This window comes from Variovorax paradoxus, from assembly GCF_030815855.1.
Taxonomy (GTDB): domain Bacteria; phylum Pseudomonadota; class Gammaproteobacteria; order Burkholderiales; family Burkholderiaceae_C; genus Variovorax; species Variovorax paradoxus_M.
Genome location: NZ_JAUSXG010000001.1, coordinates 5,873,647 through 5,895,313 on the forward strand (window position 1 = coordinate 5,873,647; position 21,667 = coordinate 5,895,313).

General features: G+C 63.9%; 21 protein-coding genes. 8 read left to right on the forward strand and 13 right to left on the reverse strand.

The window, feature by feature from the left end:
• Window positions 1-39: 39 nt before the first annotated feature.
• The 5 genes from QFZ42_RS27955 to QFZ42_RS27975 form a co-directional block, all read right to left on the reverse strand.
• Window positions 40-1,032 (reverse strand): hypothetical protein, encoded by a 993-nt coding sequence (locus tag QFZ42_RS27955; protein ID WP_307704077.1) that lies wholly within the window; start codon window positions 1,030-1,032, stop codon window positions 40-42.
• Window positions 1,020-2,933, reverse strand: a complete 1,914-nt coding sequence (locus QFZ42_RS27960; protein ID WP_307704078.1) for an ORC-CDC6 family AAA ATPase — start codon at window positions 2,931-2,933, stop codon at window positions 1,020-1,022. The genes QFZ42_RS27955 and QFZ42_RS27960 overlap by 13 nt, the downstream gene beginning before the upstream one ends.
• Window positions 2,930-4,189 carry a metallophosphoesterase family protein gene (locus tag QFZ42_RS27965; protein ID WP_307704079.1) on the reverse strand — a complete coding sequence of 420 codons (1,260 nt, stop codon included), beginning with the start codon at window positions 4,187-4,189 and terminating at the stop codon, window positions 2,930-2,932. Before QFZ42_RS27965 ends, QFZ42_RS27960 begins: the two co-directional genes overlap by 4 nt.
• A gap of 34 nt (window positions 4,190-4,223) precedes the next feature.
• Complete coding sequence (locus QFZ42_RS27970) at window positions 4,224-5,072, reverse strand: DNA adenine methylase (RefSeq protein WP_307704080.1); 849 nt, start codon at window positions 5,070-5,072, stop codon at window positions 4,224-4,226.
• A gap of 372 nt (window positions 5,073-5,444) precedes the next feature.
• The gene (locus tag QFZ42_RS27975; protein ID WP_307704081.1) at window positions 5,445-5,687 is read right to left on the reverse strand and encodes a helix-turn-helix domain-containing protein; all 243 of its coding nucleotides are present in this window, start codon (window positions 5,685-5,687) and stop codon (window positions 5,445-5,447) included.
• 307 nt (window positions 5,688-5,994) lie between these two features.
• On the opposite strand from QFZ42_RS27975, the gene QFZ42_RS27980 reads away from it, so the two are divergent.
• Window positions 5,995-6,582, forward strand: a complete 588-nt coding sequence (locus tag QFZ42_RS27980) for a hypothetical protein (RefSeq protein WP_307704082.1) — start codon at window positions 5,995-5,997, stop codon at window positions 6,580-6,582.
• A 143-nt stretch (window positions 6,583-6,725) separates the two neighbouring features.
• Entirely contained in the window at window positions 6,726-8,000 is a 1,275-nt protein-coding gene (locus tag QFZ42_RS27985) for a methyl-accepting chemotaxis protein (RefSeq protein ID WP_307704083.1), read from the forward strand.
• Here QFZ42_RS27985 and QFZ42_RS27990 read toward each other — a convergent pair.
• A complete protein-coding gene (locus QFZ42_RS27990; RefSeq protein WP_307704084.1) occupies window positions 7,997-8,878 on the reverse strand; it encodes a LysR family transcriptional regulator in 882 nt (293 codons plus the stop codon). The genes QFZ42_RS27985 and QFZ42_RS27990 overlap by 4 nt on opposite strands.
• 102 nt (window positions 8,879-8,980) lie before the next feature.
• Here QFZ42_RS27990 and QFZ42_RS27995 point away from each other — a divergent pair, with 102 nt between their 5' ends.
• Together QFZ42_RS27995 and QFZ42_RS28000 are read left to right on the forward strand one after the other, a co-directional pair.
• Window positions 8,981-9,613 carry an FMN-dependent NADH-azoreductase gene (locus tag QFZ42_RS27995; protein ID WP_307704085.1) on the forward strand — a complete coding sequence of 211 codons (633 nt, stop codon included), beginning with the start codon at window positions 8,981-8,983 and terminating at the stop codon, window positions 9,611-9,613.
• A gap of 44 nt (window positions 9,614-9,657) precedes the next feature.
• Window positions 9,658-10,386, forward strand: a complete 729-nt coding sequence (locus tag QFZ42_RS28000) for a glutathione S-transferase (RefSeq protein ID WP_307704086.1) — start codon at window positions 9,658-9,660, stop codon at window positions 10,384-10,386.
• Window positions 10,387-10,388: 2 nt separating this feature from the next.
• Here QFZ42_RS28000 and rsmI read toward each other — a convergent pair whose 3' ends face one another.
• Window positions 10,389-11,348, reverse strand: a complete 960-nt coding sequence (gene rsmI / locus QFZ42_RS28005) for a 16S rRNA (cytidine(1402)-2'-O)-methyltransferase (protein WP_307704087.1) — start codon at window positions 11,346-11,348, stop codon at window positions 10,389-10,391.
• Window positions 11,349-11,394: 46 nt separating this feature from the next.
• Here rsmI and QFZ42_RS28010 point away from each other — a divergent pair, with 46 nt between their 5' ends.
• The 3 genes from QFZ42_RS28010 (at window position 11,395) to QFZ42_RS28020 (ending at window position 13,255) form a co-directional block, all read left to right on the forward strand.
• Entirely contained in the window at window positions 11,395-11,760 is a 366-nt protein-coding gene (locus QFZ42_RS28010; RefSeq protein ID WP_307704088.1) for a YraN family protein, read from the forward strand.
• 92 nt (window positions 11,761-11,852) lie between these two features.
• Window positions 11,853-12,497 (forward strand): SIS domain-containing protein, encoded by a 645-nt coding sequence (locus tag QFZ42_RS28015; protein ID WP_307704089.1) that lies wholly within the window; start codon window positions 11,853-11,855, stop codon window positions 12,495-12,497.
• On the forward strand, window positions 12,494-13,255 hold the full coding sequence (locus QFZ42_RS28020) for a BON domain-containing protein (RefSeq protein ID WP_307704090.1): 762 nt from the start codon (window positions 12,494-12,496) through the stop codon (window positions 13,253-13,255). The genes QFZ42_RS28015 and QFZ42_RS28020 overlap by 4 nt, the downstream gene beginning before the upstream one ends.
• Window positions 13,256-13,283: 28 nt before the next feature.
• Here the strand turns inward: QFZ42_RS28020 and QFZ42_RS28025 are convergent, their stop codons facing one another.
• The 3 genes from QFZ42_RS28025 to QFZ42_RS28035 form a co-directional block, all read right to left on the reverse strand.
• On the reverse strand, window positions 13,284-14,192 hold the full coding sequence (locus tag QFZ42_RS28025; protein ID WP_307704091.1) for an NAD(P)-dependent oxidoreductase: 909 nt from the start codon (window positions 14,190-14,192) through the stop codon (window positions 13,284-13,286).
• Between the two features lie 134 nt (window positions 14,193-14,326).
• Window positions 14,327-15,463: a PilT/PilU family type 4a pilus ATPase gene (locus QFZ42_RS28030; protein WP_307704092.1), complete on the reverse strand. Its 1,137-nt coding sequence runs from the start codon at window positions 15,461-15,463 to the stop codon at window positions 14,327-14,329.
• A gap of 28 nt (window positions 15,464-15,491) precedes the next feature.
• Complete coding sequence (locus QFZ42_RS28035; RefSeq protein WP_307704093.1) at window positions 15,492-16,535, reverse strand: type IV pilus twitching motility protein PilT; 1,044 nt, start codon at window positions 16,533-16,535, stop codon at window positions 15,492-15,494.
• Window positions 16,536-16,586: 51 nt separating this feature from the next.
• Between QFZ42_RS28035 and QFZ42_RS28040 the strand changes: the two genes are divergently transcribed.
• Window positions 16,587-17,288 carry a YggS family pyridoxal phosphate-dependent enzyme gene (locus QFZ42_RS28040; RefSeq protein WP_307704327.1) on the forward strand — a complete coding sequence of 234 codons (702 nt, stop codon included), beginning with the start codon at window positions 16,587-16,589 and terminating at the stop codon, window positions 17,286-17,288.
• Between the two features lie 72 nt (window positions 17,289-17,360).
• Here QFZ42_RS28040 and QFZ42_RS28045 read toward each other — a convergent pair whose 3' ends face one another.
• From QFZ42_RS28045 to QFZ42_RS28055, 3 genes are all read right to left on the reverse strand, one after another.
• A complete protein-coding gene (locus tag QFZ42_RS28045) occupies window positions 17,361-20,087 on the reverse strand; it encodes a hypothetical protein (RefSeq protein ID WP_307704094.1) in 2,727 nt (908 codons plus the stop codon).
• Window positions 20,088-20,114: 27 nt separating this feature from the next.
• On the reverse strand, window positions 20,115-20,690 hold the full coding sequence (locus tag QFZ42_RS28050; protein WP_307704095.1) for a hypothetical protein: 576 nt from the start codon (window positions 20,688-20,690) through the stop codon (window positions 20,115-20,117).
• A gap of 106 nt (window positions 20,691-20,796) precedes the next feature.
• The gene (locus tag QFZ42_RS28055) at window positions 20,797-21,540 is read right to left on the reverse strand and encodes a hypothetical protein (RefSeq protein WP_307704096.1); all 744 of its coding nucleotides are present in this window, start codon (window positions 21,538-21,540) and stop codon (window positions 20,797-20,799) included.
• Between the last annotated feature and the right edge of the window lie 127 nt (window positions 21,541-21,667).

Here is a 21,667-nt window from a genome sequence, read left to right on the forward strand (position 1 = left end):
TCGCGAATCGACGCCGGCCCGGTGCGGTAGGGCTCGCGACTAGACGCTGCCGGACAGATGAACCGATTGCGCTGTTGTAGCTGCCGATGCACTGATGGGTTCGACGCGACAGCTCATGATGACTGCGTGAGGAGATGGTTGGCCCATATCTGTGCCGCTGGTGTTCTCTCCGTCCACGAACCATACGGCGGCCTCCTCAATCACCAACGCAACGAGAAGCGACAACCCGAAGAAGACCTTGGGGCCGAACGGCAGCAAGATCGGACGCGCCACGCTCCTCATGCCCCGCACCAGCGACAGCAACGAGTGATAGGCATCGACTGGTGAAAGCACCTCGTACTCCAACAGCTTGGTCTGTCGCTCCTGAAGCAGCTCCTTGTTCTGGATTTGAACCTCTCTGAGGTACTTACCCTCTGGTGACGTCGGCACGAAGAGCCAGGTATCGCCGGGCTCCAGGTACTCGGCCGCCCCAATAGCCTTGCCCTTCTCGTATCCCAGTGCGATAACCAGCTCGATCGGCATGTCGGGCGCGGCGGTCCATCCGGCGAAGTCATTGTTCACCGGTGCGATCCGTCGGATGGCCGTTGACCAATGTAGCGGCGGCTTCACGAAGCGCGCCAGCCTGTAGGCGATCTGGAGATCAACTGGGCCTTGCTTTGCCAAGTGCTTGATCGCGGAAAAGAGTGCACCGATGTGTTGCCGGGCCAGGCAGGAAAGGTCGATAAGGATCGATGCGGCGCCATCATCGCCGCGAGGGAGGGTCCGGACTGCCTCGCATGCTGCGGGACAGGCAAGCTGTTCCACCTGCAGGCGTCGAAGTGGCTTGCTATCCGCTCTCTCGGCGTCGCTGCAAACCGCGATGACGCGCGAGTTGAAGGAGGCCTCTTCCTTCAGCAGATTAAGGAGGTGCCCGCGGCGCGAGCCGGTACCCGCCGCGACGATTACCAGCGAGGGAATCTTGCCCACGCTCGTAGAGAGCGTCTTGCCCTCAATCCGCGTCTGCGTCAGGTTGCGGATGGCTAATTGGCCCATAGACCTTCCTGCGTCCATTTGCCACCCTGATCGGGTACCAGCACCACCTGTTCCGCAGGCGCTTCCGGCTTGGCTTCAAGAATTGTGGACAACGACACCGACTTCGATTTGCGCATCGGCAGCTTGAAGACCGGTGCAAGCAAGTAGGTAAGTCTGAAGCGTTTGCCGCGCAGAGTGCGAAACCCGCCGACGTCCGCCGCAGCCTCAAAGCACACAATGGCCCCGTGATTCACGGCGATCCGCAGGGCGTGCTCCACGTCGTCGCTCACGCGGTCGTCAACAACGAAAGACATGGGTGGGTCTTCAACGAAGTTCGTGGTGACCAGGCGGTCGTGGAAGTACTTGCCAATCTTGGACAGCACTTCGTATATGGGCGTCGAAGTCTTGATCGAGCCGAACTGCTCATTGGCGACTGCCTGAAGCATCTCGGCGTAGCGCTGGCAGTTCCACTGGACAGCCGAAGTCTGCTGCGGTGTCGGCACTGGGAACTGACGCAGGTCACTTTGCGACATGATGCGAGTGACTAGGCCAATCAACCAGCGCGGGTTGCCCTCGCTGATCGCCGATATGGATTCCCAGCCGGAATAGGCTGTGTTGAACGGCTTCACGCCGCGCTTGCGCCCGACCCCTTTTCCTCGGTAGGCGTTGCGGAACGCCACGAGGGGTGCGATCTTGCGCAGGGTATTGCCGTGGGGATCATGGGGCTGCAATCCCAACTCCTGGGACAGGTCGATCTGCTTTCGCTGAAGAAACTCAACGAAAGACGTGTCCTTGCCTGCCAGTGACTGGAACTGATCTGAAATCTGTTTCTTGTCTTTGCTACTGGCCGGAACAAACAGGCCAATCTGCTCGGTCTCGCCGCTGTCATCGACCACGGCAAACGCCGATGTGCCAAAGACTTCGGTCGGGGTCTTGTCGCGGAGTGCGGGGTAGGAACTGCTGCGTGATAGAAACACCTGCTGGCAAAAGTCGCTGGCCTCGGCCTTGTCTGCATACCAAAGCTCGACTTGCTGCACATCGTTGATCTGGCTTGGTGGCGCGTTTGACTGCTGCTCATAAAGCAAATCAGGACCGCAAGGGGCAAGTGCGACCTTTAGCAGGATCTTGTGTGCTCCGCTCGCGCGCATGGCAGCCAGCACTGTCTTCTGAAGGTGCATGGGCGCCACCTCGAATTCGTCAAGCAGCAGGCACCAGCGGTGATCCGGCCGCTGATACGTCGCATCGAAAGCCTGCAGCGCTTGTGACGCAGATTCGAGCATGTCCATACCCAGATAGTCTTGGCTCGGACCAACCGTGCCGCCGAGTTGCGCCAGCAGGTGGGCGTCCTGCTTGATGTCGAGTAGCCGCAACCTCAAGGCGTCGACCAGGCTAGCCGAGGAAAGCGACACAGGCTTGACCCGCCACATTACCGCGATCGATGCAATCACCCTTTCCAGCTCTGCCTGTGTCGGCAGGTTGCTCGCGCCCTCCGGGAGGGCAACATGCTGGGGCCTGAGCGGGGGATGGCGCGAGACGTGTCGCTCAATGCCGGCAGCAACGGCCAATAGGACGTGGGTGACGAAGGCGGCTTGGGAAAAGAGAGTGACCACCCGCTCGTCCTGACCCGCCTCCTGAAGCGACTCAAGCATCGTCCCCCAAGCGATGTCCGACGGAACATAGATGCCGGTGTAGCCGAGCGTCTTTTTGTACGGTTCAGACACGGGGCCCGCCCAGGCTTCCTGCCCCTCAACGCTAAGCATCTTGAGCAACGTCGTCTTGCCGCCGCCCCGCGGGCCTACAAGCACCGAATTCCAGGCGCCTGCCAGTTGGGTGAATTTCGTGGAGGGAACGAATGTCCTCGCCACCTCGGCGTACGACATCGTCTTGGCGTTGAAGGGCTCGAGGAAGGTCTGACGGCTCATGGTGCGGCCTTTTCAAGCTTGGTCCACTGCCCGTCCTTGCTGTCGACGTGGATGTGCAGGCCATGCCGCTCGCGAAGGCGTTGACGCACCTGATTGCGTGCTTCAGGCGGTAGCAGATCGGCGTCGGGCACTAGGCGAATGACGTCGCTCCAGTCCATGGGAAGAGCAGTCAGCGCTACGATGTCCATGATCACCCGTTGAGGCTCGCGAGCGCCAAAGGCGGCGCCGTCGTAGATGCCATCCCCTTCCGGCTTGGCAGGCTCCCAACCTCGGCCAGTGGACCAATCCCAAGTCTGGAACCTGCCTGTGAGGCCGCGGGGCTGCAAGCGGACCTTGAGCAGGTAGAACTGGTTCCTGACAGTGCCCTTGATCGCCTCGATATGAATAGCCAGACTCGCCGCTCCGAAGACGATGGGCTGTAGTCCGCTGCCGGACGCTTGGCCCAACCGCGCCTCGTGTTTGTGACCGTGGACGACCAGCCAGTCGCCCTGGTCGGCCAGCAGCTTTAGCAGTTGCTGGCCGTTGTCCACGAAGTCGTGCGCGCCACTGCCGTCTTGGGTATGTGACTCCGGCGGGTGATGCATGATGGCGACGCTGATCTTCTTCAGATCGCACTGTTGCAACGCGGTCTTGAGCTCCTCGACTGCCGAGGGCGGGAAGGTACCGCGCTCATGCTCGAATTCGTCGTGACCGTGCTCGCTGCAACTGTTCACGATCAGCACCTGATACTTCTGGGAAGACACCAAGACTAGTCCGGCGCCGAAGTAGCGCACGCGGTGGTCTTGCCCCTGCAGGTGGCCTGTGTCTCCGCGTGTTACCGAAGGATAGGGCGGGTGCAAGACCTTGAGCTGCTCGAATGGGCCGTTGCCGGCCTTGAGGTTCCGGATCACAGCCTTCTTCAGAGTGTCGGCCATGCTGCGGGACGTCACGTCGTGATTACCAGTCGCGCAGATCACGTGCTCGCTGCTCAGCCGCGCGCCGAGGTCGACCAAGTGCTTCCATCCGGCGGACAACGTGATGGCGCTGTTTTGAAACGCAATGTCGCCGGGGCAGAGAATCGCGTCAGCCGTCAGCATTTGTGATGCGACGAGTTCATTGAGTCCCGCCCAAGGATTGACCCTCGGGTTCGTGCTGGCCAATTCGCCGCCCTGCTTGATCTTGAGATGTGATCCGTGCTCCTCGGTGAAGTGCGGATCACCAAGGATCGCGAAAACAGCCTCAATGGTGCCTTCTTCGTGCGCGATAGCGTCCTCCACGGCACTCTCCCTTTGTTATTGGTCTTGCTAAATGCTAACTGCTTTGCCAATCGTAGTTGGAGAGCAGGACTTCGTCGGCAAACCTGCGCGCTGACGTGAATCCTGCAACGTTCCGCGCTACGGTCAAGTCGTGGCGTCGCCACTTTTTGAGTCCTTGCAGCACGGTCGGTGCTGGGGAGTACGACAGTAAGATCCTGGCGCCGCGGCGATCAGCGGCCCGTAGCGATGCGATAAGACGGCGCTCGTCCTTCTCACGAAAGGCATCGCAGCCGTACTCACCACGGTCTCGCTTGTTGCCCAGGGCATATGGCGGGTCGAGGTACACAAAGTCTCCTCGCCCAGCCTCAGACAGGATCTCTTCAAAGTCGCTGCACCGGAGCTCGGCCGCCCTGAGCCTTTTGGCGAACGCTTGAAATGTTTCAAGGTCGGGCATGAAAAGATGACCTTTGCCGCGCGCCACGTTGAACTGGCCCGCGCGGTTGGTGCGATACACCCCGTTGAAGCAGTACCGGTTGAGGTACACGAATTGCGCCGCTCGTTCATAGGCATCTAAGTGATCGCGTGGGATCGCCCGAATCGTGTAGTAATCGTCGTGGCTGTTGCCAAGCATGGAAGCCCGCTCCCAGACGGCACGCGGACAACGCTGCACGATGCGGTAGGTCTCAATCAACGACTGGTTGAGGTCACCAAGAATCGCGTTGCCTGCATCCAGGCGCAGGAACAGGACTGCTGAGCCCGCAAAAGGCTCGATGTAGCGCTGAGAGTCGTTCGGGGTAGCCGCGAGAAGCACCGGAAGCAGCTTCTTCTTGCTGCCGGCCCAGCGAAGCAGCGGCTCCACCTTGCAGGCGGCGTCCGAACCTTCAAAGATAGCCGTTGGTTGCATAAGCCCGCATTATGGGTCTTGCATCACAGTCCACCCTGGCTGCCCGCGAGTTAGCGAAGAGGCTGCCTGAGGTCGATCAATGCATTGAGGCGAAGAAGCTGGAGCCGTAGGGTGGTGCTTCTGCAGGACTATAAGAGTCCTTGTTCGGCGAGCGGAGGCAGTTCGCTGACCTCGTTCGCAGGACGAGGATTTAGTCGGAGGAGCGACTCCTTCGACGTCGGCTTCTCACGAAACCTGACGCTCAGGGTGTTCGTATGAATGACTTCAACCGCTGCATACGGGTCACTGCCCCACCGTAGCCTCAGCAGAACGAAGTACCGGAACTTCTTCCAGATAACCGCCGTAGTGCTCGCACGATCGAATCGTTGGTCCCTAGACCTGCGTCCCTACTAACTTGTCCAAGGTTTTGCCCGGCTTGACTCCACAAGCCGAACACCACCGAGCAAACAGCAGCACGTCGACGAAGTTCTCGCCACGTTCAAGCTTGGATACGTAGGACTGGCCGACACCCAGGGCTTCGGCCATCTGCACCTGCGTTAGTCCAGCCTTCGCCCGAACGTCGCGCATCAGGTTGCGCAGCGCCTCGTATTCGGCGTGATAAAGAGAAACGGACATGCGTTCATCGTCTAGTCCGTTACGGAATAGTCGTAACACGACTATTCGAGATACGATCCAGCACGCAACGGCGAAGACCGAGCGATGCAAAAAAATCAGTCAGGGATTGGATCGAAATGAAAAACGGGATGTTTCTCGTGGGCGCAGCCTTTGTGCAGGCAGCCTGCAGTGCAAGCGGCGGAGTCGATGGTTCAGGGGAGGAGATCGGAAGGCCGCTGCCGTGAAGCGGCCGGAATGCTGGCTCAAGCGGCTCCCTTGCTTCTCTCCAGATACACCTTTCGACAGGGCTTACGTGGAATGGAAGACCTTGGCGCAGTTGGCGGACTGGTATGACCGCTGCATGGCGTCCGGTCGCCGGATGTCGGGCGATGAGCTGGGTTTTCTCGTCGAGCATGTCTCCGGTCTCAGGGCGATGGAGAACATGACACGTGGCGAACGCGGGGCGGAGAAGAAAGCCGATGAATTCGCTGAGTTCTTCTATGGCCGAGACCATCGCGACTTCGATGCAATCCGCGCAAGGCAGGTCGCGATCGAAGGGGCTCGGCTCGACGAGGTTCCGCATCACTCGGTGTGGACGCTCGGCTCCAGGCTTTGGTGTCTGCGGGTGCCGAAGGAAAGTACCGTTACCGCATCTACCCACACACTGAAGCTCATGGAGCTTGGCGGCAAACTGATCCGCGGCAGCACGAGGAGTGCCGGGCGCGCGGAGCCGCTGATCTCCGCCTTCGCGCAAGGGCTGGTCCTGGGGTTCTACAGACTGGCAAAGATTGACATCACCAATGCGTTGGAGGGTGTGGGTTTGTGGCGGCGCTGCGAGTTGGACAGCATCCACCATGTAGGCATTGACCGCGGCCAGCGGATTCGTACGCAGGATGATCGAAACCCGAGTCGGTAGCTTTTCCGCGGCGCGGCATCAGTGCGTTTGCTCATTTCTCCGGGTTTATGCCTAGATGCGGACCCTCAAGTTTCAGCGCATGGCTGCCGATATGCCTAACAGCCTGGTCTCCGCATCGGTGGCCGGGCCGTCAAGGAAAGCACATGCGCAATTGGAAGATCAGTGCCCAACTGGGGGTGGCGTTCGGGATCGTGTGGCTGTTGATGGCCGCGGGGCTCGCGGTCGGTATCGCATGCCTCCATGACATCGCGGCCGGCGGCGGCATCGCCCCGGAACTCGCACGGCGTGCCGATTCGGCACAGAACCTCATGGGAAGCCTTGGGCTCGCCGCGCTGCTGGCCGGCGCCGCCTGCATCGTCTGGCTCGCGCGCGGCATCATGCAACCGCTCGGCGAAGCCATCTTCATCGCGGAGACCGTGGCCGCGGGCGACCTCAGCAAGGAATTCGAAACCGAGCGCGGCGGCGATTTCGGACGCCTGCTGCGTGGCATGGGCGAGATGGAAGACACCCTGACGGACGTGGTGACGCGCATCAAGGCATCGACCGATTCGATCGTGGTGGCCTCCGGACAAATCGCCGCCGGCAACCAGGACCTGTCTTCGCGCACCGAAGAACAGGCGAGTTCGCTGGAGCAGACCGCGGCTTCGATGGAAGAACTCACGAGCACGGTGAAGCAGAACGCCGACAACGCACGCCAGGCCAACCAGCTGGCCCTGTCCGCCTCCGAAGTAGCCGTCAAGGGCGGCAATGTCGTGGGCCAGGTGGTCGACACCATGGCCTCGATCAACGCTTCCTCGAAAAAGATTGTCGACATCATCGGCGTGATCGACGGTATTGCGTTCCAGACCAACATCCTGGCATTGAACGCAGCCGTCGAAGCCGCTCGGGCGGGCGAACAGGGCCGCGGCTTCGCGGTGGTGGCTTCCGAAGTGCGAAGCCTGGCGCAGCGCTCGGGCGCGGCGGCGAAAGAAATCAAGGGTCTGATCGACGACTCCGTGGGCAAGGTCGACGTGGGCAGCGCGCTCGTGGGCGAAGCCGGCAAGACCATGAAAGAAATCGTGGGCAGCGTACGGCGGGTGACCGACATCATCGGGGAGATCACCGCGGCGAGTCACGAGCAGGCTCAGGGGATCGAGCAGGTGAACCAGGCGATTGCGCAGATGGACCAGGTGACGCAGCAGAACGCGGCCTTGGTCGAAGAAGCGGCGGCGGCCGTCCAATCGCTGCAGGAGCAGGCCGGCAGCCTGTCGCAGGTCGTGGCAACCTTCAAGCTCGATGACGAGGGCGAAAACCCCGCCGTGGCGGCGCCCGTGCCGGTGCCCGTCCGGGCGCGGCCTGCCATGGCCGTCCCGCAGCGCAAGCCGGCGGTGGCCTTCACGGGGACGCCTGCTGTCAGCGGAGACTGGGAGACCTTCTAAGCCGTCGCCCGTGCGTGCGCCCCGCGCCACCGAAAGCAGGCCTCCCGAACCTCGTCGACCAGCGCCGCCAGGGGCTCCGGCGCGGTGCTCCCCTCGGCGCGCTGGATCACGAAGCGCGCCGGCGGCAGCGCCGGCAAGAAGCTTCCCGGCGGAATGGCGCGCAGGCTCGGCGGCATGCCGGAGGGCGTCAGCACGGTGATCGCCAGGCCGGCGGCCGCTGCCGCCACCAAGGCGCCAGAACTCTGCGCGGTCAGCACGATCTGCCAACCCGAGCCGTGGCCCGCCAGCGATGCCAGCGCGGCCTCCCGGAAGGGGCAGGGCTCCGAGAGAAAGGCGAGCGGAGCCGGCGAGTCGGCGCTCAGCAGCGCCTTCTCGGAAAAAGCCCACACCAGCGGTTCCATCCACAGCGTTTCCGTGTCGCTGCCGGCATCGCAGACCGTTCCCACCATCAGGTCGAGCGAGCGCTGCCGCACCTGCCTGGCAAGCACCGTGCTGATGCCGCCCGTGACCTCCACGTGCACGTCCGGCCTGCGCTGGCGAAAGCCCGCGAGCGCGGCGAACAGCCATTCGCAGGGGAACCCCTCCGAGCAGCCGAGGCGCAGCGTCGCCGGCGCATGGCGGGGCGCGGCGAGCCTGGAAACCGCCTGCTGCTGCAAGCTGAGGATGCTCCTGGCATAGCTCAGCAGCACGCTGCCCTGCGCCGTGAGCTGCAGCGACCGGGTGGTGCGGTCGAAGACGCGGCAACCCAGCTGCTCTTCCAGCCTTCGGATCTGCGCGCTGACGGCCGACTGCGTCAGGTGCATGGCTTCGGCCGCGCGGGTCACGCTGGCGTGGTCGGCCACCGAGACGAAGGCGCGCAATTGCTGGGAGTCGAGCATGGGTTTCAGTGAGATTATTTCTGAATCAGTGCAAATTATGTTGCTTGTGTGCATTGCCTGAGGTGCCTAGCCTCGGCTGTCCTGAACCACTCACCGCATGCCATGAAAGAACTTCTGTACATCGAGGCCTCGCCGAGGAAAGCGCGCTCCGCCAGCATCGAGGTCGCCGGGGCATTCATCGACGAGGTGGCGCGCGTCCACCCCGGCTGCCGCGTGACCACCCTGAACCCATGGGCGATGGAGCTTCCGGAGCTGTCGCAAGACATGCTCGACGCCAAGTACGCCGGCATCAACGGCGTGCCGCTGACCGCCGCCCAGCAAACGGCCTGGGACGAGGTCAGGCGCATCGCCGCGCCTTTTCACGCCGCGGACCACATCGTGCTGGCAATGCCGCTCTGGAATTTCGGCATTCCCTACAAGCTGAAGCACCTGATCGACGTGGTGTCGCACAAGGACGTGCTGTTCCGCTTCGACGCGGCGGGCCTCTCCGGCATGCTCCAGACCCGCATGGCGACGGTGGTGTGCGCGAGGGGGCTGGACTACCCTCTGGGAGCAGACGGCTCCGCGCACGCGCTCGACTTTCAGCTGCCCTATGTCGAGACCTGGCTGCGCTTCATCGGCGTGCGCGAGGTTCGCTCGGTGGTCGTCGAAAAGACCCTGATGGGACCGGAAGTCGACGCGGAGGCAAGAACCGAGGCGAAACGCAGGGCAGCCGAGCTCGCCGAGGGGCTCTGAGCCGGCCGGTTGCAGGGTCGCGCGGACCCTGACACCATGGCCGCATGACGTACCAACTTCACTACTGGCCCACCATCCAGGGCCGCGGGGAATTCGTGCGGCTCGCGCTCGAGGCGACCGGTGCGGACTATGTCGATGTGGCGCGGCTGCCGGAGAAGAAGGGCGGCGGCGAATCCGCGTTGAGCGACCGGCTCGACGACCCGGAGATCGTCCGCCCGTCGTTCGCGCCGCCGTTCCTCGTCGACGGCGACATCGTCGTGGGGCAGACCGCGGCCATCCTGCTGTACCTCGGGCCGAGGCTCGGCCTCGCGGGTGTCGGCGAATCCGATGGCCTGTGGACGCACCAGCTGCAGCTCACCATCGCCGACGTGGTCGCGGAGGCGCACGACACCCACCATCCGATCTCCACCGGCGCCTATTACGAAGACCAGCGCGACGCGGCCATGCAGCGCGCGCGGGCCTTTCGCGAGGAGCGGATTCCCAAGTTCCTGAACTGGTTCGAGCGCGTGCTGCAGCGCAACCCGGCGGGGTCGTCGCATCTCGTCGGCGATGTGCTGACCTACGCCGACCTGTCGCTGTTTCAACTGGTGGACGGCCTGCGCTATGCATTCCCCAAAGCCGCCGCCAGAGCGCTGGCCGCCACACCGGCGGTCGAGAAGCTGCACGACAACGTCCGTCGCCGGGAGCGTGTGCACGAGTACCTGAAAAGCCCGCGCCGCATCGCCTTCAACGAAGATGGGATCTTCAGGCGCTATGCGGAACTGGACGGCTGAGCCTATTCGTCGTCGTCCGCCGAGCCGGCATCGTTGCGGATGCGCAGCGCCGTTTCGTACAGCGCATTGCGCGGTGCGCCGCTGATCTCCGCCGCCAGGCGCACCGCGGTCTTCACCGGCAGTTCGGCCAGCAACAGCCGCAGCACGCGTTCGCCTTCCGCACCATCGTCGCCCGCAACGGCCACGGGATGCAGCACCAGCGCGAATTCGCCGCGCGTGCGGTCGCGGTCGGCCGTGAACCAGTCGGGCAGGGCGCTGGCCGGCACGGTCGCGATCTCTTCGAATTGCTTGGTGAGTTCGCGCCCCACGGTGACATGGCGATCGCCCAGCGCGGCGAGTGCGCGGGCCAGGGCTTCGATGCGGTGCGGCGCTTCCAGCAGCACCACGGCGCGCGGCTCCTGCGCGAGCGCCTGCACGGCGGCGTCGCGCTCGCCGGCCTTTGTCGGCAGGAAGCCCGCGAACACGAAGGCGCTGCTGGCGTTGCCATCGCTGCCATCGGCAACCAGCCCTGCCGCGCCGATCAGGGTGGTTACGCTGCTGGCGCCCGGCAGCGGCAGCACGCGCTGGCCGGCGCCGCGCACCGCCGCCACCAGTCGCGCGCCGGGGTCGCTGACGCCGGGCGTGCCGGCGTCGCTCACGTAGGCAATGCGCTCACCCTGGGCGAGCCGCGCGACCACCGCCTGCGCGGCTTCGGCCTCGTTGTGCTGGTGCACGGCCAGCAAGCGGGCGCTCGGCCGGTCGATGCCGTAGGCGCGCAGCAGGCTTTGGGTATGGCGCGTGTCTTCGCAGGCGACGGCGTCGACGAGCTGCAGCACATGCAGCGCACGCAGCGTGATGTCGGCCAGGTTGCCGATGGGCGTGGCGACCACATACAGCGTGCCCTGCGGATAATGCTGCGCACCCGAGGCGTCGTGCGCGGCCGAAAGGGCGGCGCCGAAAGAGGCGGGTGCGAGTGAAGCCAATGGGTTTCTCCGAAGAAACAAAAAAGAAAGCCGGCAGGGAGCAAGCATGAAGAACATCACGACCAAGCATCGCGGCGATGCGGCGGAAGACGCCGCGCTCGACCACCTGCAGGATGCCGGTCTGGCGCTGGTTGCACGCAATTATCGAACGCCCGGACGCGGCGGCGGCGAGATCGACCTGATCATGCGCGATCCACGCGACGGAACGCTGGTGTTCGTCGAGGTGCGCCAGCGCAGCACCGGCACGCATGGCGGTGCCGGCGGCAGCATCACGGGCGTCAAGCAGCGGCGCATCGTCTTCGCCGCGCGGCATTATCTGAACGGCCTGCGCACGCTGCCGCCCTGCCGCTTCGACGTGGTGCTGGTCGAAGAGCGGATCACCTGGCTGAAGGGGGCGTTCGACGCCGGGTAGCGTCGCCCTCGGTCGCGCGGGAACTGAATGGCCGCCGAAGGCTCCACACCGCACACGTCTTGTTTCATCGCCCCCCGGTATCATCCCGCCCCATGCTCGAGCAACGGATTCAGCAACACTTCATCGATAGCGCCGACCTCAAGTACCAGGCCGGCCCAGTCCTCAGCAAACCCATTTCGCAGGCCATGCAAGCCATCCTGGCGTGCGTGACCAGCGGCGGCAAGGTGCTGGCCTGCGGTGCGGGCGTGTCGGGCCTGCTGGCAGCGCAGTTCGCGTCGCAATTCGTCGGCCGCTTCGAGCGTGAGCGCCCCGAGCTGGGCGCCATCGCGCTCGCCGGCGACAGCACCGATCCCGCGGCCGACAGCGCCAATGCCGTCGACGCCGACCGCTTTGCCCGCCAGGTGCGCGCGCTCGGCCAGGCCGGCGATGTGCTGCTGGCACTCAGCGCCAGCGGGCAGTCGGCTTCGGTGCTGGCCGCGGTCATGGCCGCGCACGAACGCGACATGACGGTGGTCGCCCTGCTCGGAAACGCCAGCATCGGCCAGCCGGCCACGCCCGCTGCGGGCAGCAGCGGAACCGGCGGCGCCATCGGGCGCGCGCTGCGCGAAACGGATGTCCAGATCGGTGTGTCGCACGAGCGTGCGGCGCGCATCCACGAAGTCCACCTGCTCGCACTGCATTGCCTGTGCGACGGCGTGGATGCCCAGTTACTCGGAGAACAGGAAGCTTCCACATGACGACGACACCATTCCAACGACTTGCCATTGCATTCGCCTCGGGAGCCGTGCTGGTTGCCGGGCTTTCCGGCTGCGTGCCGCTCGTGGTGGGGGGCGCCGCGGCCATGGGCGTGGGCATGGTGGCGACCGACCGCCGCAGCTCCGGCGCCCAGCTCGACGACCAGGGCATCGAACTGCGCGCGGCCGCCCGCGTGCGCGAGATTGCCAACGACAACATGTACGTGAGCGTCACCAGCTACAACCGCCAGGTGCTGCTGACGGGCGCCGTGGGCAGCGAGGCCGACCGCCGCCGCGTCGAGGACGCGGTGCAGCGCGTGGACAACGTGCGCTCGGTGGTCAACGAACTCACCGTCGGCCAGTCGAGCACCTTCCAGGAGCGTTCGAACGACGTGTTCATCAGCGGCAAGGTCAAGGCGTCGCTGCTCGACGCCAAGGACATCTTCGCCAACTCGTTCAAGGTGGTGACCGAGCGCGGCGTGGTCTACCTGATGGGCATTGCCACCCGCCGCGAAACCGATCGCGCGACCGAAATCGCGCGCGGCATCTCGGGCGTGCAAAAGGTGGTGCGCGTGGTCGAGGTGGTGAGCGAGGCTGAATTGGCCAACCAGGCCCAGCGCGGCGGCACGGGTGCTCCGGCGTCCGCACCGGCCTCGGTGGCTCCGGCGCCTTCCTCATCGTCGTCGCGCGTGCCGCTGCCGCCGATGGAGCCGCTGCCGCCGGCCCAGCCGGGCAGCGTGACCACCTCGCCGGTGCGCTGAAAAAGAAAACCCGCCGAAGCGGGTTTTTTCATTTGAGCCGGATGATGAGGCTCGACGTATCCCAGCGCTTGCCGCCGGCCTGTTGCACGTCGGCATAGAACTGGTCGACCAGCGCGGTGACCGGCACGCGCGCGCCGTTGCGCTTGGCCTCGTCGAGCACCAGGCCCAGGTCCTTGCGCATCCAGTCGACCGCAAAGCCGTAGTCGAACTTGCCGTCGATCATGGTCTTGCCGCGGTTGTCCATCTGCCAGCTCTGGGCGGCGCCCTTGCCGATCACCTCGAGCACCATCTTCATGTCGAGGCCGGCGCGCTGGCCGAAGGCAATGGCTTCCGAGAGGCCCTGCACCAGGCCCGCAATGGCGATCTGGTTGACCATTTTTGCGAGCTGGCCGGCACCGCTGGCGCCGAGCAGCGTGACGGCGCGCGCAAAGGCGTCGATCACCGGCTTGACGCGTTCGAAGCTCGCCTTGTCGCCGCCGCACATCACGGTGAGTGCGCCGTTCTGCGCGCCGGCCTGGCCGCCGGAAACAGGCGCGTCGATGAAGTGCAGGCCGAGCGCCTGCGCCGCACCCGACAGTTCGCGCGCCACGTCCGCCGAAGCGGTGGTGTGATCGACGAACACGGCGCCCTTTTTCATGCTCGAAAAGGCGCCGTTCGGGCCGAGCACCACGGAGCGCAGGTCGTCGTCGTTGCCGACGCAGCTGAACACGATGTCGGCGCCGGCGGCCGCGTCGCGCGGTGTTGCGGCGTGGCGGCCCGGCGGGCCGAACTCGGCGGCCCAGGCTTCGGCCTTCGCCGGCGTGCGGTTGTAGACCGTGACGTTGTGGCCGGCCTTGGCCAGGTGGCCGGCCATCGGCCCGCCCATGACGCCAAGGCCCAGAAAGGCCACCGTCTGCGCGGGGGTGGATTCGTAAGTTCGGGTGTTGATGCTGCTCATGGGCGAGAGCTTAAAGCCAATGAGCGGCCTTCGTCTCGCAGCGGATTCACCCAGCGCACCCGCGGAACCGGCTTTGCCGGGCCGCTGGGTGCGCCCCCCAGTGGGGGAGGCGCCGAAGGCGCTTCGGGGGGCGTCTAAACAATCGCGAAGTGCTCCGTGCCGGCCGACAAGTCGGTGCTGCGCGCGCGCTGGCTGTTGAGCTTGATCTGCAAGCGCAGGTCATTGGCCGAATCGGCGTTGCGGATGGCGTCGTCGAAGGTAATCGAATGGCTCTCGAACAGGTCGAACAGCGCCTGGTCGAAGGTCTGCATGCCGAGGTTGCGGCTCTTCTTCATGATCTCCTTGATCTCGCCCACTTCGCCCTTGAAGATCAGGTCGGAAATCAGCGGCGTGTTCAGCAGCACCTCCACCGCGGCGACGCGGCCCTGGCCGTCTTCGGTCGGAATCAGGCGCTGCGACACCAGCGAGCGCAGGTTCAGCGACAGGTCCATCAGCAATTGCGCGCGGCGTTCTTCAGGGAAGAAGTTGATGATCCGGTCCAGCGCCTGGTTGGCGCTGTTGGCGTGCAGCGTGGCCATGCAAAGGTGACCGGTTTCGGCAAACGCCACGGCGTGCTCCATGGTCTCGCGGTCGCGGATTTCGCCCATCAGGATCACGTCGGGCGCCTGGCGCAGCGTGTTTTTGAGCGCGGCTTCCCAGCTGTCGGTGTCGATGCCGACTTCGCGCTGCGTCACCACGCAGTTCTTGTGCGGGTGCACGAACTCGACCGGGTCTTCCACCGTGACGATGTGGCCGTAGGAGTTTTCGTTGCGCCAGTCGATCATGGCGGCCAGCGTGGTCGACTTGCCCGAGCCCGTGGCGCCCACCATGATGGTGAGGCCGCGCTTGGTCATCGACACGTCCTTCAGCACTTGCGGCATGCCCAGCCCGTCGATGGTCGGCAGCTTGGCGGGAATGGTCCGCAGCACCATGCCGACCTTGCCCTGCTGCACGAAGGCGTTCACACGGAAGCGGCCGATGCCGGTCGGCGAGATCGCGAAGTTGCACTCCTTGGTGCGCTCGAACTCCGCCGTCTGGCGGTCGTTCATGACCGAGCGCGTGAGCGCCAGCGTGTGCTGCGCGCCCAGCGCCTGCTGCGACACCTTGGTGACCTTGCCGTCGACCTTGATTGCGGGCGGAAAGTCCGCGGTAATGAACAAGTCGCTGCCGTTGCGGCTCACCATGAGCTTGAGCAGGTCGTTGATGAACTGGCTGGCTTGATCGCGTTCCATGATTGTCGGTGCTCCGAAGGGCTGTGGATCAGCCTGGGAAATTCTCGGGGATCTTGGCCTTGCCGCGCGCTTCCGCCGCCGAAATGGCATTGCGGCGCACGAGGTCGGTCAGGTTCTGGTCCAGCGTCTGCATGCCCGCGCCCTGGCCGGTCTGGATGGCCGAATACATCTGCGCCACCTTGGCCTCGCGGATCAGGTTGCGGATGGCCGGCGTGCCCAGCATGATCTCGTGCGCAGCGACGCGGCCCTGGCCGTCCTTGGTCTTGCACAGCGTCTGCGAAATGACGGCCTGCAGCGACTCGGACAGCATGGCGCGGATCATTTCCTTTTCCTCGCCCGGGAACACGTCGATGATCCGGTCGATGGTCTTGGCGGCCGACGAGGTGTGCAGCGTGCCGAACACCAGGTGGCCCGTTTCGGCCGCGGTCATCGCGAGGCGAATGGTTTCCAGGTCGCGCAGCTCGCCCACCAGAATCGCGTCCGGGTCTTCGCGCAGGGCGGAGCGCAGGGCATTCGAGAACGAGAGCGTCATCGGACCGACTTCGCGCTGGTTGATCAGGCACTTCTTCGATTCGTGCACGAACTCGATCGGGTCTTCCACCGTGAGGATGTGGCCGTACTCGTTTTCGTTCAGGTAGTTGACCATTGCGGCCAGCGTGGTCGACTTGCCCGAGCCGGTGGGCCCCGTCACCAGCACCAGGCCGCGCGGCTTGAGCGCCAAATCCGCGAAAATCTTGGGCGCGTTGAGCTGCTCCAGCGTCAGGATCTTCGAAGGAATGGTCCGGAACACGGCGGCCGCGCCGCGTGCCTGGTTGAAGGCATTCACGCGGAAGCGCGCCAAGCCGTCGATTTCGAACGAGAAATCGACCTCCAGGAACTCTTCGTAGTGCTTGCGGTGCGTGTCGCTCATGATGTCGTACACCATGGCGTGCACCGACTTGTGGTCGAGCGCATCGACGTTGATGCGCCGCACGTCGCCATGGACGCGAATCATCGGGGGCAGGCCGGCCGACAAATGCAGGTCGGAGGCTTTGTTCTTGACGCTGAATGCCAGCAGTTGGGTAATGTCCACGGGGCTCCTCGGCTCGAGTTCGGTGACGTTTTGATACGATTTTGGACGATTATGACGATGATTGGCGACGACCTCCAGCAAGTAAAGAACCGGATCGCAAAGGCTTGCGCCGCCGAGGGGCGGAACGCGGCCGAAGTCCGGTTGCTGGCGGTGTCCAAGACCTTCGGCCCGGAGGCCGTGCGCGAGGCCCATGGGGCGGGCCAGCGGGCCTTCGGCGAGAACTATGTCCAGGAGGGATTGGACAAGATCGAGGCGCTGTCGGATCTGCGCGCGGAGCTCGAGTGGCACTGCATCGGCCCTCTGCAAAGCAACAAGACGCGGCCCGTGGCCGAGCATTTCGATTGGGTCCACGGCATCGACCGGCTCAAGATTGCCGAGCGGCTTTCGGCGCAGCGGCCGTCGCATTTGCCGCCGCTGCAGGTGTGCCTGCAGATCAATGTGGACAGTGGCGCGAACAAATCCGGCGTGCCTCCGGAAGAGGCCTTGCCGCTTGCGCGCGCTGTGGCGGCGTTGCCACATTTGCGGCTGCGCGGGCTCATGGCCATTCCCGAACCGGCGCCGGATTTCGCCGCGCAGCGCGAACTGTGCCTGCGCGCCCGCGCCGTTTACGACGCCATTCGCGACGCGGGCATCGAAATCGACACGCTCTCGCTCGGCATGAGCGCCGACCTCGAAGCGGCCGTCAGCGCGGGTAGCACGATGGTTCGCATCGGCACAGCCATCTTCGGCGGCCGGCCGCGAAAACCTGCCTGACGACCCGTCCGGCGCTAGCGTTGCAGCATGTTCTTGACGCTTTGATCGCCGGTTTCACCGCATCGCCGTCCCTCATGGGCCGCCCAGCGCCGGCCCCTGCTGCTGGTTGGCTTGCGCTGCGGCCTGTGCCCGAATCTCGCTCATTATTTGCGCCCGCTGCTGGTCGGTTTGCTGGATGTGCTGATCGCTCTGCTGAACGCTGGGTGCGGGCTGGCTGATGTCCATCTGTGCTGGCACGGCAAAGAGCGAGCGGGAGGCGAAGGCCACCGACTGGTCGCCAATATAAATACCCGACAGGTCTTTCTCCGTAATTCTCGACCGGTGGCAGGCGGCCGTGCCTTGGGCCAGGCGTTCTTCGGAGGTGCCCTTCGGGAGGAGGTCTTTGAGGGTGCTGTACAGCGCATTTTGCGGATGGCCCGGGTCGCTGAGATCGCGCAGCAACGGCCGGCTTGCATCAGCCACGGCAGTTGCGGATAGCTGCTCGCCGTGCGCGGCAGCCACCAGGTGTTGCCGGGTGTCGCGGCTGTGCTTGAGTTGCGTCGTCTCCCTCTGATCCCTCTCATCACGCCGCTCCAGACTGTCGTGTCCGCGCTCTGCGGCCATGCGTGCCATCTGCTGGTGCATCTGGGCCAATTCGGCCCGCGCCGCAACTGCCTGGGCCTGCGCTGCGGCCACCTGGGCTTGCGCTGCGGCCACCTGGGCTTGCACCGCCGCAAGGGTTGCGGCATCGCCTTGAGGGTTCGAGTGCACCGGGGCCGCCACTGAGGCGTGGGTTGAAACTTGGTTTTTCGGCGAGTGCATCGCCTCGGCGTCAGCGGCCGGCCGAGCAGGGCTGACATGCGCCTGTGCCGCAGGCGCCACCGCATGCTCTCCTCGGCTTGGGACCGGCGCCTGTTCCGGCACACGCTCCTGCGGGCGCTCCACCAAAGGCTGCAGCGTCCTTTGGGGGCTCGGCTCATTCCGGAACCGCTCTCTGTCCTGCGCCAGCGCAATCTCCAGGTCGCGCATATGGGCCTGCTCCTGCGCCAGGTGCATCCGGTACAACGGGCTGCTCTTGTCCAAATTGGATACATCCAGTTTGCCCACGGGCCGCAACGAGCCCGGGGAAATCTGCTCGGGCTCGTCGCGGCGCCGGTGCGCTTCGGCAAAGCTCATGCCGCCGGGCGTGGGCACGATGCGCGATTCGTGCGTGGTGAACTGGGGGATGGGGTCCTGCTGCGCAGGAGCAGCCTGCGGCGCCTGCACCTCGCCCTGCTCGTTGACGGGCTTACCGGCGGCGTCGAAGTAGCGCTCGTGCCCGACGCGCCTGCCGTTCCGGTCAAGTTCATAGATGACGGTGCGTGGTTCGCCTTCCACCTCCTGCCCGCTGTTGAGGGTCACGGTCCGGTGGCCAGTTTCCGCATCGTGCACCACCCACGCGCGGCTGCCGTCCTCGCCCACGAAGTCGAAGCTTGCCGCGCCATTGGCGTGGGTCTGGATGCTGACGGTGGTGTAGGTACCGAGACCGCTTCCAGCTTCCACCACCACGGGTGCAAGAGCCTGGTCTTGCGGCGTTGCGCCCCCAGAGGCCGTCGAAGCAGCGGGGCGCATCTGGTAGTCGGCCACGCTTTGTGCCGCGCTCCCCTTCAGGATCATGCGCCCTGCGGTGTCCATGCCCGAGGCGAAGATGCTCGATGTGCTGGCCTGGAACTGATCGTCCACTCGTTGGCCGGAGATGCGCGCCTCCATGATGGCGCCGGTCGTATCGTCGCGCCAGGTGGTGACCTGCACGGCGGGTTGCCGGGTTTCCGCCGTGCTGCCCGCGCCGGCGACCGTGGCGGCTCCGGTGTTCTCGTAATACGTGCCGTCGACGGCGTAGCCCGCGGGGCTCAGGCCGTGCATGACGTTCCACTGGCCCAGTCCGATGCCTTGCTGAAGCACCTGGGCGGTTTCGGCGGGCGTGAGGTTCGCCCGCCAGCCCAATGCCTTGACGACCCGCGAGGGGCTGTCGACGTAATTGGCCGCGGCGCCCGCGACGGCGTCGACTGCCGGTTCCGTGAAGGCCTCGGCGCCCTTGCCGACGAGCTTGTCCGCTATCCAGGCGGCGCCTTCGCCGAGAAAGCGGCCGCCCAATTTGCCGGTCAGCGACTCGGCCGTGGCCATCGCGCCCTGGGTGCCGATATCGGCCAGCCCGCCCGCCAGCAGGGCGTTGCCGGTGTTCACTGCGGCGACGACGCCGCCCGGCTTCCATTTCAATCCCCATGCGGGATCTCCGTTGGCCGGTCGAGGCGTGCGGACATCGAGTACGCCGGTGTCGGCGCTGCCGTCGGGGGTCCAGTGGCCCGTCCAGGCGTTCAGGGTGACGGTGCTGCCAATGCTGACTGAGACGGAACCGTTTCGCAGTTCATAGGAGGCTGCGGAGAAGGCGAGGCCGACTGCACCTTCGGCTGCGAAGCTGACGGTGGCGTTGGGGTAGGGACTTTCGTCGGTCGCGGTCAGCCGATGAACCAGGGCCACAGTTTGAGTTACAGGAACAGCAACCTCGCTGAGCCCGCCCGTTGGCGACCTCGGACTGTCATAAAAAATTCCGAGCTCCTTGCCATCCTCCGGGGCCTGGCCCGGTTGCACTAGCATCTGCGGCTTCGGCGTGCCGCCGATTACCAGTTCGTTGGTCGCGGGGTTGAAAAAGGCTTGGTAGCTGATCCGAGCGTTCTGTACATCCAGTCGATCGGCGCGCACTGCGACAAATCCAACGGGAGGGGCTGTCAGCCCGTCAACACGGGTCAGACGAAGTAATTTGGCCGTAGATAGTTCTTGCATTAGGTCCTCCCTGAGAGTTGGTTTAAATCACGCAGTGCTGGATTTCTTTTCTCTGATCCATAGCAAAGCCCCAACAACAATCATCAGCGGACCGCTCAAGATCATTTTTGCGATAGGCACGTCCGTCACCGCCGTAATCTGGCCGCGCGTCATCGAAGTAATTTTGCTTATAGAGGAAGAGAGTCCCGAGGTGGTTGTAAATTTTAATTCTGTCTGCATGTAACCTTTGTACGCCGCCAAAATACTCAAGGATACGAGGGCTGATATTAAAAAAAGCCCACCCGTTGCCAATATATATTTGGCGAAGCTTGCTCGAAAGTACCAGCCAAGTAAGAGTGGAATAAAAACAAATGTCGTTGCAATTGCAAAAACTTTGAAAGGAAATAATTCCACGAGTATCGCGTTCTCGGCTATGGTTGGCGTGGTCTGAAGTAGCCTGAGCGTTATTTGTTGTGCAATTAAAAGATCAAGCTTGAATGCAATGAATCCTGTGGCAATTGAGATTGCGCCAATCAGGAAAAAGAACAAAATTTTCGGATGAGAAACGGACTTCGGTTTAATTGCTTTCATATTGGTATTGGGTTTTAAGATGTGACGATCCATATGCGTGAGGGCTGCCGGAAGGCACTGAAATTCCACAGGCGGTCCCGTATCTGCTTGTGCGTTTCAGACCCAGCAACTGGGCCGTGGTCAAAGTTCTCGTGCTTACTTACTCTTCCTTGGTGGCCCGCTGCAAAGCCGCAGCATCGATTCGATAGAAATGAACCCGGTTGACTACCGCCGCTGCCAGCGTGGCGCTCGGCTTGTGCACGGCAAGGCGCGATACGTCGCGTGGCGAGCGCACCGTTGCCACGATGCGGCATTGCGTCGTGTCCCAAAAATGAAAGTCCGAAGCTACGCCGACCATGACGTCCGAGTTAGGAATGGCAGTCAAGTCGCCCGAGTTACCACGGGGCGCATCGGGTGGAGGGTGAAGAAGGTCGACAGGGGTGCGCTGTGCGCGAACCCAGTCCAGTTGAGGCGGGTTTTCGATCTCGCCCAGCGCTGCGAAATCCTTGCTCGCATCCCATACCCGAATGGGCGACATGCCGAAGGACACGAGCTTGCTGCCGTCCGCGCTGTAGGCCACGCCGTTCAGGGGCGTGGCGCTGAACAGGACTTTCTTGATCGCCTTGCGCTCAAGATCGACCACCACGATCGGAGTGGCGCCGCTGTTCAAGGGGAAGCCGAATTCGGGAGCCTTTCTCATCAGCGGGCCGCCATCCAACGCAATCTCATCTCTTGCTGAATTACAAGCCATCTTTTCAAAGCTGCGATTGAAGTTTGGCTTGTCCGAGAACGGGAACCTGAGGCCGTTCTCATCAAGGATTTCACCGGTAACTGGCTCATAGATCACCACCGCTGTATTGCGAAGTAGCGCCAATTTCAGAGGGTTGGAGTTAAGCCAGCACATGCCTTTGTGCGCCCCCCCGTACAACGACGATCCGGGCCCCTTGATCTGCGCAACTTCCCGATGCTTTTCTACATCCCACACACGCGCGAGGACATACCGATCCGTGTCCTTCTGCGCAGGCAGTTCC